We start from the raw sequence: 15,906 nt of genomic DNA on the forward strand, positions 1-15,906 counted from the left end.
CGCAGGAGGTTTGCATGGCGTTGAATTTCCGATGGACCCCGGCCCTTGTGGTTGTAGTGCTGGCGCTGGGCGTTGGTGCCTGTTCGGTGCACAAGACCGAGACCCGGGGTGACGGGCCCGAGCCGCGTCCGGGCACAGTGGAGCAGATGAACCCGTTCCTGCATTTTCTCGAGAGCCGCCCGACACCCGCAGAATTCGGGCGCGTCTACCCCGACGTGATGCTGGTGCTGCCCGGGGACATCGTGACCCAGGAATACCGGACCGATCACAGCCGGTTCTTTGCCGAGCTGGATGAGGACGGCCGTATCCGTGGCGGCGAGTTTCGCTGATCCCGCGATGCTGCAAATCTCCAATAGCGTGAGCGTCCCCGAGCACGAGATCGAGCTGATTCCGATCCGTGCCCAGGGGGCCGGCGGCCAGAACGTCAACAAGGTCGCCTCGGCCATTCACCTGCGCTTCGATATCCGCGCCTCCAGCCTGCCCGAGGTCTACAAGGAGCGTCTGCTGCGCCGGCGCGACCAGCGCATCAGCAAGGACGGCGTGATCGTCATCAAGGCGCAGCAGTACCGCACCCAGGAGGCCAATCGCGAGGACGCGCTGGAGCGCCTGGCGGAGCTGTTGCGCGAGGCCGGCCGCCCGATCAAGGCCCGCAAGGCCACGCGGCCGACCCGCGCCTCCAAGCTGCGCCGCCTGGAGGGCAAGACCCAGCGCGGCCGCAAGAAGGCCCTGCGCGGCCGCGTCGACCCGGACTGATTCAATTCCTTGTTCACCACGAAGTTGGCGCCCCGTCCGGGGACGACGCGCTGTCGCGCAGGAAACAGCGGGCGTTGATGTCCGTCATCGGACCTTTTGAGGCGCCTCAGAAAGGCCAAAACTTTCATAACCCAAACAACCGCTTGCAAACCGTTTCATGGGAGCGCACAAAGACACGAAGAAGGGCTAGGTCAAGGTCAAGAGCGGGTTCACCACGGAGGACACAGAGGACACGGAGAAAATAGGGAAGTCGGGGTGAGATACGGGTATTGGTTGCGGCCTGGGTTACTGCAGGTTAACCGCCGCTGCTTCGTGTGCTTGGCGGCATCCCGCACCCTTGACGGAGCGCGCACATCAGAGCCTTTCGAATTCCTCCGTGATCTCCGTGTCCTCCGTGGTGAATACGCCCTTGAATTCCTTCGTGCCTTCGTGCGCTTCGTGGTGAACAAGGGTTTAGTGCCCGGCGTTCGGGCTCGAGTTGGCGGTGGTGGGGTCGTGTTCCTGCTGGTGTTGCCACAGGCGGGCGTAGGCGCCGTTCCTGGCGAGGAGTTCGCGGTGGGCGCCCCGTTCGACCACGCGGCCCTGGTCCAGCACCACGATCTGCTCGGCGTCCTTCACGGTGGACAGGCGGTGGGCGATGACCAGCGTGGTGCGCCGCGCCGAGACCTCGTTCAGGGCCTGCAGGATGGCCTTCTCCGAGCCCGAGTCCAGTGACGAGGTGGCCTCGTCGAATACCAGGATCGGCGGGTCCTTCAGCAGCATGCGGGCGATGGCGATGCGCTGTTTCTCGCCGCCGGAGACCTTGAGCCCGCGTTCGCCGACCACCGTGTCCAGACCGTCGGGCAGGCGCTCGATGAAGTCGTCCAGGTGCGCCAGGTGGACCGCGCGCAAGATCGCCTCTTCGGACGCTTCCGGGTCCCCGTAGGCGATGTTGTAGCGAATGCTGGAGTTGAACAGCACGGTGTCCTGCGGGACCACGCCGATCGCGCGGCGCAGGCTCTGCTGGGTCACCTCGCGGATGTCCTGTCCGTCGATGGTGATGCGCCCGTCGGTCACGTCAAAGAAGCGGAACAGCAGCCGGGCGAGCGTCGACTTGCCGGCCCCGCTGGGCCCGACCACCGCGAGCTTGTGCCCGGCGGGGATCTCGAGCGAGACGTCCGCGAGGATCGGGCGCTCCGGCTGGTAGTGGAAGGCGACCTGTTCGAAGCGCACCTGCCCGCTGGTGACCTCGAGATCCGGTGCGTCCGGGCGGTCCTCGACCTGCACGGGCTTCTCCAGCAGCCCGAACAGGCGCTCGATGTTCGCCAGCGACTGGCGGATCTCGCGATAGACGAAGCCGAGGAAGTTCAACGGCATGAACAGCTGGATCATGTAGGCGTTGACCATGACCAGGTCGCCCAGCGACATCTGCCCCGAGGCCACGCGGCTGGCGGCCAGCAGCATCATCACGGTGATCGCGCCGGCGATGATCAGGGCCTGCCCCGAGTTCAGCAGCACCAGCGACAGCACGTTCTTGGTGCGCGCCTGTTCCCAGGTGGCCAGGCCCTCGTCGTAGCGCCGGGCCTCGAAGCCCTCGTTGCCGAAGTACTTGACCGTCTCGTAGTTCAGCAGGCTGTCGATCGCGCGGGTGTTGGACTCGTTGTCGCGTTGATTCGCCTCGCGCACGAAGCGGGTGCGCCACTCGGTAATCCACACCGACCAGGCAATGTAGGCCGCCACCGCGATGATCACCGTCAGGGTGAATACCGGGCCCACCGCGATCAGCAGGATGACCGCGACCATCGCGATCTCGATGATCGTCGGCAGGATGTTGAACACCATGAAGCGCAGCAGGAAGCTGATACCGCTGGTGCCACGCTCGATGTCCCGGGCCAGGCCGCCGGTCTCGCGCGCCAGATGAAAGCTCAGCTCCAGCCGATGCAGATGTTCGAACACGCGCAGGGCCGCGCGCCGCATGGCGCGCTCGGCCACCCGCACGAAGACCGCGTCGCGCAACTCCCCGAACAGGGTGCCGCCAAAGCGCAACAGGCCATAGGCCACCACCAGTGCCACCGGTACTGCCACCAGCGCGTCGGTGCCGGAATCCTCGAAGTGATCGACGATGTATTTCAGTGCCAGCGGGACCAGCACGGTCGCCAGCTTGGCCAGGCCCATCAGCCCGAGGGCGAGGAACAGCCGCCCGCGGAACTCCGCGAGATAGGGGAACAGGGAGCGAACGATGCGCCAGTTAATCGCCTCGTCGGGCGCATCGTGCACGCTGGAATGACCGCGCATGGGGGAAACCGGGGCTGGGTAGGTCGCCTACCTTAGAGGCTTGCCGCTGGCTTCGCACGTGGGCGCGCGTTCGGTAGCGGCTTCCGGCCCCGGCGGGATCTGCTACGTCGCCGGAACTATCAGCGAGGGATACGGTAACCCGCCCCGGTCCTGCTCGAGGTCGTGGTGGCGCAGCCTGGCGTCCAGGCAGGCGCACACCGTCTGGCGGACCGCATCCGAGCGAGGGGATGCATGTGCCGGCTCCGCTCAGTCGATGCCGACGGCGCGCTGTTCCTGGCGGATCCAGGCGATGATGTGGGCGGTCTCCTCGCCGGTGACGCCCGCCACCGGCGGCATGTCGCCGAACTCCCAGTGATGCTGGTGCACGCCCAGGGCCACCGCGCGATGGAAGGTGATGTCCGGGTGGTGCGAGGGCTCGTAGATGCGGTGGATCAGCGGCGGCCCCTGGTCGGTGCCGCGGGCATCCTCGCCGTGGCACTCCATGCAGTTGGACCGGAACAGCGAGCGCCCGGCTTCGGGGTCGGCGGCGAAATCCTCCGGCGGCAGGCTGTAGTCGAGCTGCGCCGTGGAGCCCGAGGCCGCGTTCGACTCGCTGGCGGGTGCCTGCGCGGCCGCGTCGCCGGTGTCCGAATCCGGGGCCTCGGAGCAGGCGGCGAGCGTCAACAGCGCGAGACAGACAACGGGCAGGAGGCGGGTGGATGTCGGCATTGGGATTCCGGAAAAGGAGGGCTGGATCGGCAGTTTAGCGTGGCGAGTGTTATCGCGGAAAGGCGCAAAAAACCGAATCAGCGTCTTCTTGCAGGTGTCGGTTGCGGGCGGCGCAGGGTGATTCCGACGCCTGTCGCTTGCAGCGGTGCCGGGCATTCGGCAGTCTTGCCCGCCTGTCATATTGTTTGGAGTGTATCCATTGGAACCCTCGGGTCTTGCAGCTGGAGAAGCGCAGGGAAGCGCTCCGGCGGCGGCGCTACTGGAGATCCTGCGCGAGACCTTCGGCTATACGGAATTTCGCGGCCAGCAGCAGGCGATCGTCGAGCACGTGACCGGTGGTGGCGACGCGGTGGTGCTGATGCCCACCGGCGGCGGCAAGTCGCTCTGCTACCAGATCCCGGCGCTGGCTCGATCCGGCTGCGGCATCGTGATCTCGCCCCTGATCGCGCTGATGCAGGATCAGGTCGCCGCCCTGCGCCAGAACGGCGTGGCCGCGGCCAGTCTCGACTCCGGCCAGAAGGCGGACGAGGCGCGTTCCGTGCTGGCGGCCCTGCACGCCGGCGAACTGGATCTCCTGTACATGTCGCCAGAGCGGCTGTTTGCCTCGGGCATGCTGGAACGCCTGGAAGGCATCGACCTCGCCCTGTTCGCGATTGACGAGGCGCACTGCGTCTCGCAGTGGGGGCATGACTTCCGCCCCGAATACAGTCAACTGGCGGTGCTGGCCGAGCGTTTTCCACAGGTGCCGCGCCTGGCCCTGACCGCGACCGCCGACGGCCCGACCCGCCAGGAGATCCGCGAACGGCTGTGCCTCGATCAGGCGCGCGCCTTCGTCAGTTCCTTCGACCGCCCCAATATCCGCTACCGCATCGCCCAGGCAGACGGCGGCCGGGGCGGCTCGGCACGTGATCGGCTGCTGCGCTTCATCCGCGAGGAACACGCCGGGGAGGCGGGGATCGTGTATTGCCTGTCACGCAAGAAGGTGGACGCCGTGGCCGAATGGCTGGCGGAGCAGGGTGTCACCGCTCTGCCGTATCACGCCGGCCTGCCGGCCGCGACCCGCGCGACGAACCAGACCCGATTCCTGCGCGAGGAGGGGGTGGTGATGGTCGCCACCATCGCCTTCGGCATGGGCATCGACAAGCCGAATGTGCGCTTTGTCGCCCACCTGAACCTGCCGAAGAGTCTGGAGGGGTACTATCAGGAGACCGGCCGCGCCGGCCGCGATGGCCTGCCGGCCAATGCCTGGATGGTCTTTGGGTTGCAGGATGTCGTGACCTTGCGCCAGATGCTGGAGGGGTCGCAGGCCGGGGCCGAGCGTCAGCGCGTCGAACAGCAAAAGCTGGAGGCCATGCTGGGCTTCTGCGAGATCACCAGCTGCCGCCGCCAGGCCCTGCTGGGATATTTCGACGAGCACATGCCGGAACCCTGCGGGGCCTGCGACAACTGTCTGGAGCCGCCGGCGACCTGGGATGCCAGCGTGCCGGTGCAAAAGCTCCTGTCCTGCATCTATCGAACCGGCGAGCGCTTCGGCGCCGGGCATGTGATCGACGTGCTGCGCGGCTCGGCCAGTGAGCGCCTGACCCGTCTGGGGCACGATCGTCTGAGCACCTTCGGCATTGGCAAGGAACTCGACAAGGCGCAGTGGCGCGGCGTGGTCCGGCAGTTGCTGGCGCGTGGACTGCTGCGCCTGGATGACGAGGGCTACGGCGGACTGAAGCTGGATCCGGCCTGTCGCCCGGTTCTGCGCGGAGAGGAGGGGATTCACCTGCGCGAGGAGGCGGCCCGTCCGGAGAAGGGGGCACGTAGCGCCAGCCCGGCACGGCGTGATACGGCCCGTACAGTCGCGGCGATGGACACCGAGGATCGCTCCCTGTGGGAGGCGCTGAGGGGCCTGCGTACCGAGCTGGCGCGGGATCAGGGGGTGCCGCCCTACGTGATCTTCAGCGATGCCACATTGCTGGAGATGGTGGCGGCCGCGCCGCGCACCCATGACGAGATGGCCGGGATCTCCGGGGTCGGGCAGCACAAGCTGGAACGCTACGGCGATGCCTTTATCAAGGCCATCGAGGGGCATTTCGGGCTATAGTGGTGCGAAAAACCACACCAAATGATGCGTTCGGGGAGACCGCGTGACCGATACCCGCTTCCTTGAGGATTTCTACCGCCTTCGCGACGGTCAGCTGGTCGTAACCCCGGAGCAGGGCAGCGACTTCGCCAAGACCCTCGCGGGCGACTTCAATCCGATCCACGATGCCGACAACCGGCGCTTCTGTGTCCCGGGGGATCTACTGTTTGCCCTGGTGCTGGACACCTACGGCGCGAGCGCGGACATGCTCTTCCGTTTCACCGGCATGGTGGGAGGCAATGTGCCCCTGATCTTTCCGGAAAACCCGGGCGCGGCCTTTGCCATTACCGACGAGAGTGGCAAGAGCGTAATCGAGGTCGAGCGTTCGGGGGCGGTGATCGACGAGCCCAGTGCGATCGGATCCCTGATCCGCAGCTATGTCGGCTTTTCCGGGCAGAATTTCCCGCACGTGCTGGTGCCGCTGATGGAGGAGCACGGCGTGATGGTGAACCCCAAGCGCCCACTGGTGATGTATGAGCGCATGGGTTTTCATCTGCCCGAGCCGCTGGCAGCCAGCGCCGGGGTGCCGGAGCCCCGTCTGAAGGATGCGGTGATGACGGTCAATGGCAAGCGCGGAGAGATTCGCCTGGACTACGAACTGGTCATCGACCAGTCGGTGGTTGCCGACGGCAGCAAGCACCTCGTGCTGAGCGGGCTGCGCGCGTTCGATGCCGCCGATGTCGAGCGGCTCGTCGCCGACTACGAAAGCTGGAAGGCCGCCTACTTCAATCAGCAGGGCGGGGCCCACGCCCAGGCCTGAGGTGCCTTGTTCACCACCACGCGCACGAAGACATGAAGAAGGGCCAGGTCCAAAGCGAAAAGCCTTTACAGGTCGGCGGGAAGACGGGGCGTTTTTGCTCCGAGGGCATTGAGGAGAACTGCGGACGACAGCGTCGCGCCAGGCACTGGGGCTGGGTGTGAGCGTTCAAGAACTCTTCTGATTTCCCGTCTTCCTGTGAATCGCCCTTGAACTTCTTCCTGTCTGCGTGTGCTTCGTACTGAAAACTCAGTAGAACTGGCCGAGCGCCGCGCGGACCTGGACTTCGGTCTCGGGCGTCAGGTGTTCCGCGAGTTTTAGTGGGTGATCGGGCAGTAGCAGCACGACCGACGAGCCCAGGTTGAAGCGACCCATCTCCGCGCCGCGCTCCAAGGTGACGGCACGGTCCGGATACTCGCTGACGCTGATCTCGCGACCATGGGGCGGGGTAACCTCGCCAGCCCATACGGTCTCGATGGAACCGACGTTCTGGGCGCCGATCAAGGCCATGGCCATCGGTCCTACCGGGGTGTCGAAGCAGGTCACCACGCGTTCGTTGCGCGCGTACAGCCGCGGCACGTGACGCACGATGCGCGGGGCGACCGAGAACAGCCGTCCGGGCACATGGATCATGTGGGTCAGGGTGCCGGTCAGCGGCATGTGCAGTCGGTGGTAGTGACGCGGTGACAGATACAGGGTCACGAAGTGCCCGTGACGGAAGGCCTCCGCGAGCTCGTCCTCCCCGCCCAGCAGTTCCCGGACCGTGTAGTGATGTCCCTTGGCCTGGAAGATCTGCCCGCCCTCGATGCGCCCGGCGGCGCTGACCCGGGAATCGGCCGGGCTGACCAGGGTATTCGCGTCCCCCTCCAGTGGCCGTGCGTCCTCGCGCAGGGCGCGGGTGAACAGCGCGTTGAAGCTGGGGTAGGTGGTCAGGTCCGGTTCCGCGGCCTCGTCCATGTTCAGGCCGAAGCGGCGCACGAAGGCGCGCAGCAGCGGTTGCAGCTGCGGCGACTCGATGCGCGCCAGCCGGTGCACCACGCGCGACAGGGCGTGCTGTGGCAGCAGGTGCGACAGGCGCGCCAGCCAGGGGTCGATCTTGCTCATGCGGGATCTCGTTCGGGCGTACACAGTGACATCGAGGCGGTATGATGACCGCCCCCGCACGCAACGGAAAGACCGGGCATGGATTCAACCACCGGATTGCGCACCTTGCGCGACTTCATTCGCTTCGGCGCCAGCCAGTTTCGCGGCGCCGGGCTGACCTTCGGCCATGGCACCGACAACGCCTTTGACGAGGCGGCCTGGCTGGTGCTGCACACCCTGCACCTGCCGCTGGATCTACCCGAGTCGTGGTGGGATTCGCGCCTGAGCGAGGCCGAGCGCACGCGGGTCGTGGCGGTGTTGCGCGAGCGCATCGCCACCCGCAAGCCGGCGGCGTACCTGACCCGCGAGGCCTGGTTTGCCGGGTTGCCGTTCTATGTCGACGAGCGCGTGCTGGTGCCGCGCTCGCCCCTGGCGGAGTTGATCGCCGCGGGCTTCGAGCCGTGGCTGGATCCCGATGGGGTGACTCGGGCCCTGGATCTTTGCACCGGGGGCGGCTGCATCGGTATCGCGATGGCGCTGGCCTTGCCGCAGGCGCAGGTGGACCTGGCGGATGTCTCGCCGGATGCGCTGGCGGTGGCTCGGATCAACATCGAGCGCCACCAGATGGGCGAACAAGTCCGCGCATTGCAGTCCGACGTGTTCGATGGGCTGCAAGCCGGTGACCGCTATGACCTGATCGTGTCCAATCCGCCGTACGTGGATGCCGAGGACATGGCGGCCTTGCCGGACGAGTACCGCCACGAGCCGGCATTGGGACTGGCTGCCGGGGGCGACGGGCTGGGTATCGTGCGCCGCATCCTGGACGGGGCCCGCGAGCACCTGACCGAGGACGGCGCGCTGATCGTGGAGGTCGGCAACAGCCAGGCCGCGGTGGAGGCGGCCTTCCCGGACCTGCCAATGATCTGGCTGGAGTTCGAGGCCGGCGGGCATGGCGTGTTCCTGGTCTACGCCCGCGACTTGCCCGCCAGCGCCTGACCACGCCGACCCACGCCCGGACCCCGGTCCGAAAACCCGGCGGAAGGCCCTGTAAACGGCGCCGGTGGCGATGCATACTGCGAGGCTATGGAATCACGTCTGGTGGATATGCAGAGTCGGTCCGAGGAAGAGCGGGCGGAGGTCAGCCTGCGCCCGAAACGGCTCGCGGACTACACCGGTCAGCCGCGCGTGGTCGAGCAGCTGGGGCTGTTCATCGAGGCCGCCCGCGGGCGTGACGAGGCCCTGGACCATACGCTGGTCGCCGGCCCGCCCGGGCTGGGCAAGACGACCCTCGCGCATATCATTGCCAACGAACTGGGGGTGGGCCTGCGTCAGACCTCCGGCCCGGTGCTGGAGCGCGCCGGCGACCTGGCGGCGATCCTCACCGCGCTGGAGCCGCGCGATGTCCTGTTCGTTGACGAGATCCACCGCCTGCCGACGGTAGTGGAAGAGATCCTGTATCCCGCTCTGGAGGATGGCCAGCTGGATATCGTGATCGGCGAGGGTCCGGCCGCGCGTTCAATCAAGGTGGACCTGCCGCCGTTCACGCTGGTGGGGGCTACCACCCGCGCCGGGCTGCTCTCGGCCCCGTTACGTGACCGGTTCGGTATCGTCCAGCGCCTCGATCATTACACTGTCCCCGATCTCGCGCATATCGTGAATCGCGCCGCCGGCTTGCTGGGCGTGGGGGTCGAGGCCGAGGGCGCGACCGAGATCGCGCGCCGCGGGCGCGGCACGCCGCGTCTGGCCAATCGTCTGTTGCGGCGGGTGCGCGATTTCGCCCAGGTGCGGGCCGACGGCGTGGTGACGCTCGATGTGGCCGCGCAGGCGCTGGACCTGCTGGCGATCGATGCCTCGGGGCTGGATGCCCAGGACCGCCGTCTGCTGGAGGTGCTGGTGGAGAAGTTTGATGGCGGCCCGGTCGGGGTCGAGAGTCTGGCCACCGCGATGAACGAGGACCGCGGCACGCTGGAGGATGTGGTCGAGCCGTTCCTGATCCAGCAGGGCTATCTGCAGCGCACCCCGCGCGGGCGCCAGGCGACCCGCCGCACGCTGGCCATGTTTGGTCTGGCGCGCACGGAGGAGGGTGACCTGCTGACGCCGATGGCCGAGGGCGCGCGCCAGCCATGACGACGGATTTCGAATGGCCGGTGCGGGTGTATTACGAGGACACCGATGCCGGTGGCGTGGTCTACCACGCGAATTATCTGAAATTCATGGAGCGCGCGCGGACCGAATGGCTGCGTGCGCTGGGCTTCGAGCAGGACCGGCTGCGCGCCGAGTACGGAATTGTGTTCGCCGTGCGGCGTCTGTCTGTGGAGATGCAGCGTCCCGCCCATTTCAACGAGGCCCTGACGGTGACCTGCCGGGTGCAGCGTCTGCGCCGCGCCAGCATCGAATTCGCGCAGGCGGTGCAGCGTGACACGACGGTGCTGGTGACCGGCGAGGTCGGCATTGCCTGTGTGGACGTGGCCCGGCAGGCGCCGGTGGCAATCCCCGATGAAGTGACGCACGCGCTGCGTGCGGCGGATGGAACAAAGGCATAACGGGAGATGGACAAGTGACAGTCGACTTTTCAATGTACCAGCTGATCATGGACGCGAGTCTGATCGTGCAGCTGGTCATGGTGATCCTGGTGGTCGCCTCGGTGCTCTCCTGGCTGGTGATTATCATCAAGGCGCGTTCCCTCAACGCGGCCCACCGCGCCAGCGATGAATTCGAGGAGCGCTTCTGGTCCGGCGCCGATCTGTCGCATCTGTACGAGGGGGTGCGGCGCAAGTCGGAGATGTCCGGCATGGAGCATGTCTTCTCCTCGGGCTTCAAGGAATTCCTGCGGGCCCGCCAGCACGGCATGGCGCCCGGCGAGCCCGCGCACCGCGCGATGCGCGTGGCCATCGCGCGCGAGACCGACGAGATGGAGCGCTACCTGCAGTTCCTCGCCACGGTCGGTTCGACCAGCCCGTACATCGGCCTGTTCGGGACGGTGTGGGGCATCATGCATGCCTTCCTGGGGCTGTCCGGGGTGCAGCAGGCCACGCTGGCGATGGTGGCCCCCGGGATTGCCGAGGCCCTGATCGCGACCGCGCTTGGCCTGTTCGCCGCCATCCCGGCGGTGATCGCCTACAATCGGTTCGCCGGGGATGTTGACCGCGTGGCCTCGCGCCTGGAGAACTTCGGCGACGAGTTCGTGGCCCTGCTGAATCGCCAGGGGGCGGGCAAGCCTGCCGAGGGTGCCGCCGGGGCGCCGGCCTAAGCCATGGCCGAGTCGCGTCGCAACAGTCGCCGCCTGCGGCGGCCCATGTCGCAGATCAACGTCGTGCCGTTCATCGACGTGATGCTCGTTCTGCTGATCATCTTCATGATCACCGCGCCCATGCTGCAGCAGGGCGTGGAGGTCGACCTCCCGGAGGCCGATGCCGAGGCCATGGAAGAGGACCCGCAGGCGGCCGAGCCGCTGGTGGTCACGGTGGATGCCGGCGGCGCCATGAGCCTGAACCAGGGGCCCTATGTGAACGAGCCGCTGGCGCCGCAGGAGATGACCGAGATCGTGCGCGAGTTCCTCGCCGAGAATCCGGGTACCCAGACCTTCGTGCGCGGTGACCGCAATGTCGATTACGGCCGCGTGATCGATGCCATGGTTGCCCTGCAGCGTGCCGGAGGCGGCCGGGTCGGGCTGATCACCGAGCCGCCGCGCGACAACCAGGACTGAGCCGCCCCGCCGTGTTCGAGCTCCTGCGCCGTCATCCCTTGAGCCTGGTCCTCGTCCTGCTTCTGCATGGCGTGTTGTTCGCGGCGTTGTTGCTGAATGTCAGCCTCGTCTCGCCGACCTCCACCCGTGCCGCTGTCGAGATCTCGGTGCAGGAGGATATCGAGGTGATCGACGCGGTCGCGGTGGATGCCGAGACCTTCGATCGTATCGAACACCAGCGCGAAGTCGCCGAGCAGGAGCAGGTCGCCGAACAGCTGCGCGCCGAAGAGGAACGCCGCCGCGCCGAGGAACAGGCCCGGCGCGAGGAAGAGCGCCGCCAGGCCGAGGAGCAACGCCGCCGCGAGGAACAGGAGCGCGCGCGCCAGCAGGCCCTGGAGGATGCCGAACAGGCCCGCCGCGAGGCCGAGGAGGAGCGGCGCCAGGCGCGCGAGGAGGCCGAGGCCGAACGCGAGCGTATCCGCCAGGAGCGCGAGGCTGCGGAACAGGCCCGGCGTGAGGCCGAGGAGGCGCGCGAGCGTGAGGCGGCGGAACGGCGGGAGCGCGAGGAAGCGGAGCGTCAGGCGCAGGAAGAGGCGGAGCGCCGCGAGCGCGAGGCGGCCGAACGCCGCGAACGGGAAGAGGCCGAGCGTCGCGCCGAGCAGGAGCGCGAACTGGAAGAGCAGCGCCGCCGCGAGGCGATGGAGCGCGAGCAGGAGCGCATGGCCGAGGCGCAGGCCCGGCGCGAGGCCGCGGAACGCCAGGCACAGGCGGATCGCGAGCTGAACGAATGGCGCGCGCAGGTGCAGTCAGTGGTGCAGCGACGCTGGCGCCAGCCATCGGGGCTGGATGCCTCGGATCGTGCCATCGTTCTCGTGCGCGTCAACGAGACCGGGCGTATCATCAATTTCGACATCGAGAGCTGCTCCGGCGGGCCCGCCTTCTGCGACTCGGTCCGTCAGACCATGGATCGCCTGTCGTCGCTGCCGCGCCCACCGGATGCGGATGCCGTGCGCGGTGGGGTGCTCATCCGCTTCGAGCCCGACTGACCGGGCCGGCGCAAGCCGGTCCACGAGGAAACACATGCAACGAATGATTCATACGATGCTGCTGGGGTTGGCGCTGCTTTGGTCGGCGCAGGCCCAGGCGGTACTGGAAGTGACGGTAACCGAGGGGGTGACGGGTGCGATCCCGGTGGCCGTGGCTCCGTTCACCTGGGATGGCGACGGGCGTCCGGGCGAGGATGTGGACCAGATCCTGGCCGCGAACCTGACCCGGAGCGGGCTGTTTGACGTCGAACGCGACGGTTTGCCCCAAGCACCCTCGGGCCCAGCCGACTTCCTTGCTCAGCCCTGGGCCGAGGCGGGTCTGGAGTATCTGGTGGTCGGCTCGATGCGCCCCGACGGCGACAACGTGATGGTCGAGTTCCACGTGTTCGACGTGCTGGCCGAGGAACGCCTGGGCGGCTGGCGTATCCCGGTGCCGGCGGACATGCTGCGCCGCGGCGCGCATCGCGTGTCGGATATCGTCTACGAGCAGATCACCGGAGACCCGGGTGCCTTCAGTGCGCGTATCGCGTTTGTCAGCGTCGAGCGCCGCAACGACTCGCGCGAGTTTCGCCTGGAGGTCGCGGACTCCGACGGCGCCAATCCGCGTACCCTGTTCCGGTCTGAGGATCCGATCATGTCGCCGGACTGGTCGCCGGACGGTCGTGAGCTGGTCTACGTCTCCTTTGAGAATCGCCGCTCCGAGGTGTTCCGTCAGAATGTGGAGACCGGCGAGCGCAACCGGATCGCGAGTTTTACCGGCATTAACAGCGCCCCGGCCTGGTCCCCGGACGGCCGCCAGCTGGCGCTGAGCCTTTCGCGCGACGGCTCGCCGAATATCTACGTGATGGATCTGGCCTCAGGCGATCTGCGTCAACTGACGCGCTCCAGCGCGATCGAGACCGAGCCGGTCTGGTCGCCCGACGGCGACACCATCTACTTCACCTCGGATCGTGCGGGCGCGCCGCAAATCTATGCCCAGCCGGCCAGCGGTGGCAATGCGCGCCGTCTCACCTTCGAGAGCGGCTACGCGGCGGCGGCCACGATTTCCCCGGATGGCCGCTCATTGGTGTACGTCCATGGGGGCGATGGCGGATTTCAGCTGGCGCGTCTCGATCTGGATGATCGCCGTGTGACGCGCCTCACGGACGGGCGCGATGCAGAGTCGCCAAGCTTTGCACCCAATGGCAGCATGATCCTGTATGCCATGACGGATGGGGGGCGAGGCGTGCTCGGCTCGGTCAGTCGCGACGGCCAGGTGCACCAGCGGTTGGCCGCCCGCGAAGGCGAGGTGCGCGAACCTGCCTGGTCGCCCCTGAACTGATGTCCCCGGACCTATTTACTGTCCCTTTTTCGAGGAAACGAAAGCCATGAATAACCTGTTTCGCCTGGCCCTTGCGGCTGTCGTCATTGCGGCCCTGTCGGCCTGTGCCACACCAACGCGCGATGCCGAGGATGCCGAACGAGCCGCCGAGCGCGAGGCGGCCGCCGAACAGGCGCGTGCCGAACGCGAGGCCGCCGAGGCCCGCGGCCTGGGTCGAGATCGCGATTTCGACGCGGCGGCCCTGGACGACCCGGAAAGCCCGCTGGCCGAACGCCTGGTGTATTTCGAGTTCGACCGCGACGAGGTCAAGTCCGAATACATGCCGATGCTGGAGGCGCATGCCGCCTATCTCTCGCAGAATTCGGGTGCGCGCCTGCGTCTGGAAGGGCATACCGACGAGCGCGGTACGCGCGAGTACAACCTGGCTCTGGGCGAACGCCGGGCGCAGTCGGTGCGCCGGGTGCTGAATCTGAACGGCGCCTCGGATGACCAGCTCGAGGTCATCAGTTATGGTGAAGAGATGCCGGTGGCCTTCCAGCAGAACGAGGAGGCCTGGGCCAAGAATCGCCGGGTCGAGCTGGTCTACGAATCCCGGCGCTAAGCGACGGGAAGCCAGATGCAATCAAAGCTCGACAAGTCTTGCGGAAATGCCCCCTCGGGGGCATTTCTGTTTCGGTGCCCGGGACGTCCGGGCCTTCTTCTTGGCGCCATTCTGGCCGTAACCTTTGCCCTGGCCCCGCTGGCCCTGGTGCCGGGCACGGCCGGGGCCCAGGACGGTACGGTGTTCGCCACCCAGTCGCAGATCCGCCAGCTCGAACGCCGCCTCGAGCGCGTCGAGCGGGTGCTGGATTCCAGTGCGATGAACGAATTGTTGCAGGTCTCCGAGTCGCTGAGTCGGGATCTGCGCGAACTGCGCGGCGAGGTGGAAACCCTGCGCCACGAGGTGAACCGTCTCAGCACCCGCCAGCGTGATCAGTTCCGTCACCTGGATGAGCGGGTGGGCGCGTTCGAGAGCGGGGCGGTAGCCACGGATGCCGCGCCGCGGGAGGAGGTGGTTGAACTGGACCTGCCGGAAGCGGACGAGCAGGCCGCCTATCAGTCGGCGTTTGACGACCTGATGGCCGGGGATTACACCACGGCCATGCGCAAGCTGGAACAGTTCATCGAGGACTACCCCGAGGGCAACTTCACCGCCAATGCCTGGTACTGGCTGGCCGAGGCGAAATACGCCAGCGGCGAGTTCGAAGCAGCGCTGGAGGATTTCGAGCGGCTGCGCGAGGATTTCCCCGAAAGCGACAAGGGTGGCGATGCCCTGCTGAAGATTGGCTACGCCCACTACGAACTGCAGAACTTCGACGCGGCGCGCGAGGCGCTGGAGGCGGTACGGGCCGACTACGGCGGGACCACCCTGGATCGCCTGGCCCGTGAGCGCCTGCGGCGGATCGAAGACAGCCAATGACCACGGACACGCTGCGCGATGCCCGGGGCGCCGGGGTGATCGATCCGGCCGCGGTGCGGCTGAGGATCACCGAGATGTTCGTCTCCCTGCAGGGGGAGGCGGCGCAGGTGGGCTGGCCCACCGCCTTCGTGCGCCTGACCGGTTGCCCGCTGCGCTGTCGCTGGTGTGACAGCGAATACGCCTTCGAGGGTGGCGAGGCCCTGATGCTGGCGACGATCCTCGACTGGGTCGGGCGCGCCGGGGTTCGGCATGTCTGCGTGACGGGCGGCGAGCCGCTCGCGCAGCCGGGCTGCCTGCCGCTGCTGGAGGGCCTGTGCGATGCCGGTTTCAGCGTTTCGCTGGAGACCAGCGGGGCGATGGCGATCGCGGGTGTCGATCCGCGGGTGGCCATCGTGATGGACTGGAAGGCGCCAGCGTCGCAGGAATCCGCTCGCAACCACCCCGAGAACATCCCTCGACTGAGGGCCGGCGACCAGCTGAAGTTCGTGCTGGCCGGGCGCGAGGACTTTGACTGGGCGCGAGCCGAGCTGGAGCGTCTGGGGCTGGCCCCGGAGGTCGAGGTCCTGTTCTCGCCGGTGTACGGCGAACTGGAACCGAGGGCCCTGGCCGACTGGATCATCGCGGAACGTCTCCCGGTTCGCTTTCAGATGCAGCTGCACAAGCTCCTCTGGGGCGACCAGCCGGGGCGCTGA

At 67.3% G+C, this 15,906-nt stretch carries 17 protein-coding genes; 14 read left to right on the forward strand and 3 right to left on the reverse strand.

Features of this window, described 5'->3' with window-relative positions:
* The first annotated feature begins 14 nt into the window (after positions 1-14).
* Positions 15-329 carry a hypothetical protein gene (locus F792_RS0103830; RefSeq protein ID WP_018168438.1) on the forward strand — a complete coding sequence of 105 codons (315 nt, stop codon included), beginning with the start codon at positions 15-17 and terminating at the stop codon, positions 327-329.
* 7 nt (positions 330-336) lie between these two features.
* Entirely contained in the window at positions 337-753 is a 417-nt protein-coding gene (gene arfB, locus F792_RS0103835) for an alternative ribosome rescue aminoacyl-tRNA hydrolase ArfB (protein ID WP_018168439.1), read from the forward strand.
* Positions 754-1,206: 453 nt separating this feature from the next.
* Here the strand turns inward: arfB and F792_RS0103840 are convergent, their stop codons facing one another.
* Entirely contained in the window at positions 1,207-3,027 is a 1,821-nt protein-coding gene (locus F792_RS0103840; RefSeq protein ID WP_018168440.1) for an ABC transporter ATP-binding protein/permease, read from the reverse strand.
* A gap of 246 nt (positions 3,028-3,273) precedes the next feature.
* A complete protein-coding gene (locus F792_RS0103845) occupies positions 3,274-3,735 on the reverse strand; it encodes a cytochrome c (protein WP_018168441.1) in 462 nt (153 codons plus the stop codon).
* A 199-nt stretch (positions 3,736-3,934) separates the two neighbouring features.
* Here F792_RS0103845 and recQ point away from each other — a divergent pair, with 199 nt between their 5' ends.
* A complete protein-coding gene (recQ, locus tag F792_RS0103850; RefSeq protein ID WP_018168442.1) occupies positions 3,935-5,824 on the forward strand; it encodes a DNA helicase RecQ in 1,890 nt (629 codons plus the stop codon).
* Positions 5,825-5,867: 43 nt separating this feature from the next.
* Positions 5,868-6,623, forward strand: a complete 756-nt coding sequence (locus tag F792_RS0103855; protein WP_018168443.1) for a DUF3581 family protein — start codon at positions 5,868-5,870, stop codon at positions 6,621-6,623.
* A gap of 246 nt (positions 6,624-6,869) precedes the next feature.
* Here F792_RS0103855 and asd read toward each other — a convergent pair whose 3' ends face one another.
* Positions 6,870-7,724, reverse strand: a complete 855-nt coding sequence (gene asd, locus F792_RS0103860) for an archaetidylserine decarboxylase (RefSeq protein WP_018168444.1) — start codon at positions 7,722-7,724, stop codon at positions 6,870-6,872.
* Positions 7,725-7,802: 78 nt separating this feature from the next.
* Between asd and prmB the strand changes: the two genes are divergently transcribed.
* The 10 genes from prmB to queE all read left to right on the forward strand — a co-directional run bounded on the left by prmB (position 7,803) and on the right by queE (position 15,906).
* The gene (gene prmB / locus F792_RS0103865; protein WP_018168445.1) at positions 7,803-8,699 is read left to right on the forward strand and encodes a 50S ribosomal protein L3 N(5)-glutamine methyltransferase; all 897 of its coding nucleotides are present in this window, start codon (positions 7,803-7,805) and stop codon (positions 8,697-8,699) included.
* 87 nt (positions 8,700-8,786) lie between these two features.
* The gene (ruvB, locus tag F792_RS0103870; protein WP_038038349.1) at positions 8,787-9,830 is read left to right on the forward strand and encodes a Holliday junction branch migration DNA helicase RuvB; all 1,044 of its coding nucleotides are present in this window, start codon (positions 8,787-8,789) and stop codon (positions 9,828-9,830) included.
* Positions 9,827-10,246: a tol-pal system-associated acyl-CoA thioesterase gene (gene ybgC, locus F792_RS0103875; RefSeq protein WP_018168447.1), complete on the forward strand. Its 420-nt coding sequence runs from the start codon at positions 9,827-9,829 to the stop codon at positions 10,244-10,246. Before ruvB ends, ybgC begins: the two co-directional genes overlap by 4 nt.
* Before the next feature lie 32 nt (positions 10,247-10,278).
* A complete protein-coding gene (gene tolQ, locus F792_RS0103880) occupies positions 10,279-10,953 on the forward strand; it encodes a protein TolQ (RefSeq protein WP_018168448.1) in 675 nt (224 codons plus the stop codon).
* A 3-nt stretch (positions 10,954-10,956) separates the two neighbouring features.
* Complete coding sequence (tolR, locus tag F792_RS0103885; protein ID WP_018143960.1) at positions 10,957-11,409, forward strand: protein TolR; 453 nt, start codon at positions 10,957-10,959, stop codon at positions 11,407-11,409.
* An 11-nt stretch (positions 11,410-11,420) separates the two neighbouring features.
* Positions 11,421-12,434, forward strand: coding sequence for a cell envelope integrity protein TolA (tolA, locus tag F792_RS0103890; protein WP_018168449.1), 1,014 nt, complete (start codon positions 11,421-11,423; stop codon positions 12,432-12,434).
* A gap of 34 nt (positions 12,435-12,468) precedes the next feature.
* Positions 12,469-13,755: a Tol-Pal system beta propeller repeat protein TolB gene (gene tolB / locus F792_RS0103895; protein ID WP_018168450.1), complete on the forward strand. Its 1,287-nt coding sequence runs from the start codon at positions 12,469-12,471 to the stop codon at positions 13,753-13,755.
* A gap of 46 nt (positions 13,756-13,801) precedes the next feature.
* Positions 13,802-14,356 (forward strand): peptidoglycan-associated lipoprotein Pal, encoded by a 555-nt coding sequence (pal, locus tag F792_RS0103900; protein ID WP_018168451.1) that lies wholly within the window; start codon positions 13,802-13,804, stop codon positions 14,354-14,356.
* Between the two features lie 15 nt (positions 14,357-14,371).
* Positions 14,372-15,214 carry a tol-pal system protein YbgF gene (gene ybgF, locus F792_RS0103905; RefSeq protein ID WP_018168452.1) on the forward strand — a complete coding sequence of 281 codons (843 nt, stop codon included), beginning with the start codon at positions 14,372-14,374 and terminating at the stop codon, positions 15,212-15,214.
* Positions 15,211-15,906, forward strand: coding sequence for a 7-carboxy-7-deazaguanine synthase QueE (gene queE / locus F792_RS0103910; RefSeq protein ID WP_018168453.1), 696 nt, complete (start codon positions 15,211-15,213; stop codon positions 15,904-15,906). Before ybgF ends, queE begins: the two co-directional genes overlap by 4 nt.

The sequence above is a fragment of the Thioalkalivibrio sp. ALMg9 genome (genome assembly GCF_000380625.1).
Lineage (GTDB): Bacteria > Pseudomonadota > Gammaproteobacteria > Ectothiorhodospirales > Ectothiorhodospiraceae > Thioalkalivibrio > Thioalkalivibrio versutus.

Excerpts from the sequence above, each read along its gene's own strand:
- F792_RS0103830 (WP_018168438.1), top strand. The coding sequence starts at position 15 with ATGGCGTTGAATTTCCGATGGACCCCGGCCCTTGTGGTTGTAGTGCTG.
- arfB (WP_018168439.1), top strand. The coding sequence starts at position 337 with ATGCTGCAAATCTCCAATAGCGTGAGCGTCCCCGAGCACGAGATCGAG.
- F792_RS0103840 (WP_018168440.1), bottom strand. The coding sequence starts at position 3,027 with ATGCGCGGTCATTCCAGCGTGCACGATGCGCCCGACGAGGCGATTAAC.
- F792_RS0103845 (WP_018168441.1), bottom strand. The coding sequence starts at position 3,735 with ATGCCGACATCCACCCGCCTCCTGCCCGTTGTCTGTCTCGCGCTGTTG.
- asd (WP_018168444.1), bottom strand. The coding sequence starts at position 7,724 with ATGAGCAAGATCGACCCCTGGCTGGCGCGCCTGTCGCACCTGCTGCCA.
- prmB (WP_018168445.1), top strand. The coding sequence starts at position 7,803 with ATGGATTCAACCACCGGATTGCGCACCTTGCGCGACTTCATTCGCTTC.
- ruvB (WP_038038349.1), top strand. The coding sequence starts at position 8,787 with ATGGAATCACGTCTGGTGGATATGCAGAGTCGGTCCGAGGAAGAGCGG.
- ybgC (WP_018168447.1), top strand. The coding sequence starts at position 9,827 with ATGACGACGGATTTCGAATGGCCGGTGCGGGTGTATTACGAGGACACC.
- tolQ (WP_018168448.1), top strand. The coding sequence starts at position 10,279 with ATGTACCAGCTGATCATGGACGCGAGTCTGATCGTGCAGCTGGTCATG.
- tolR (WP_018143960.1), top strand. The coding sequence starts at position 10,957 with ATGGCCGAGTCGCGTCGCAACAGTCGCCGCCTGCGGCGGCCCATGTCG.
- tolB (WP_018168450.1), top strand. The coding sequence starts at position 12,469 with ATGCAACGAATGATTCATACGATGCTGCTGGGGTTGGCGCTGCTTTGG.
- pal (WP_018168451.1), top strand. The coding sequence starts at position 13,802 with ATGAATAACCTGTTTCGCCTGGCCCTTGCGGCTGTCGTCATTGCGGCC.
- ybgF (WP_018168452.1), top strand. The coding sequence starts at position 14,372 with ATGCAATCAAAGCTCGACAAGTCTTGCGGAAATGCCCCCTCGGGGGCA.
- queE (WP_018168453.1), top strand. The coding sequence starts at position 15,211 with ATGACCACGGACACGCTGCGCGATGCCCGGGGCGCCGGGGTGATCGAT.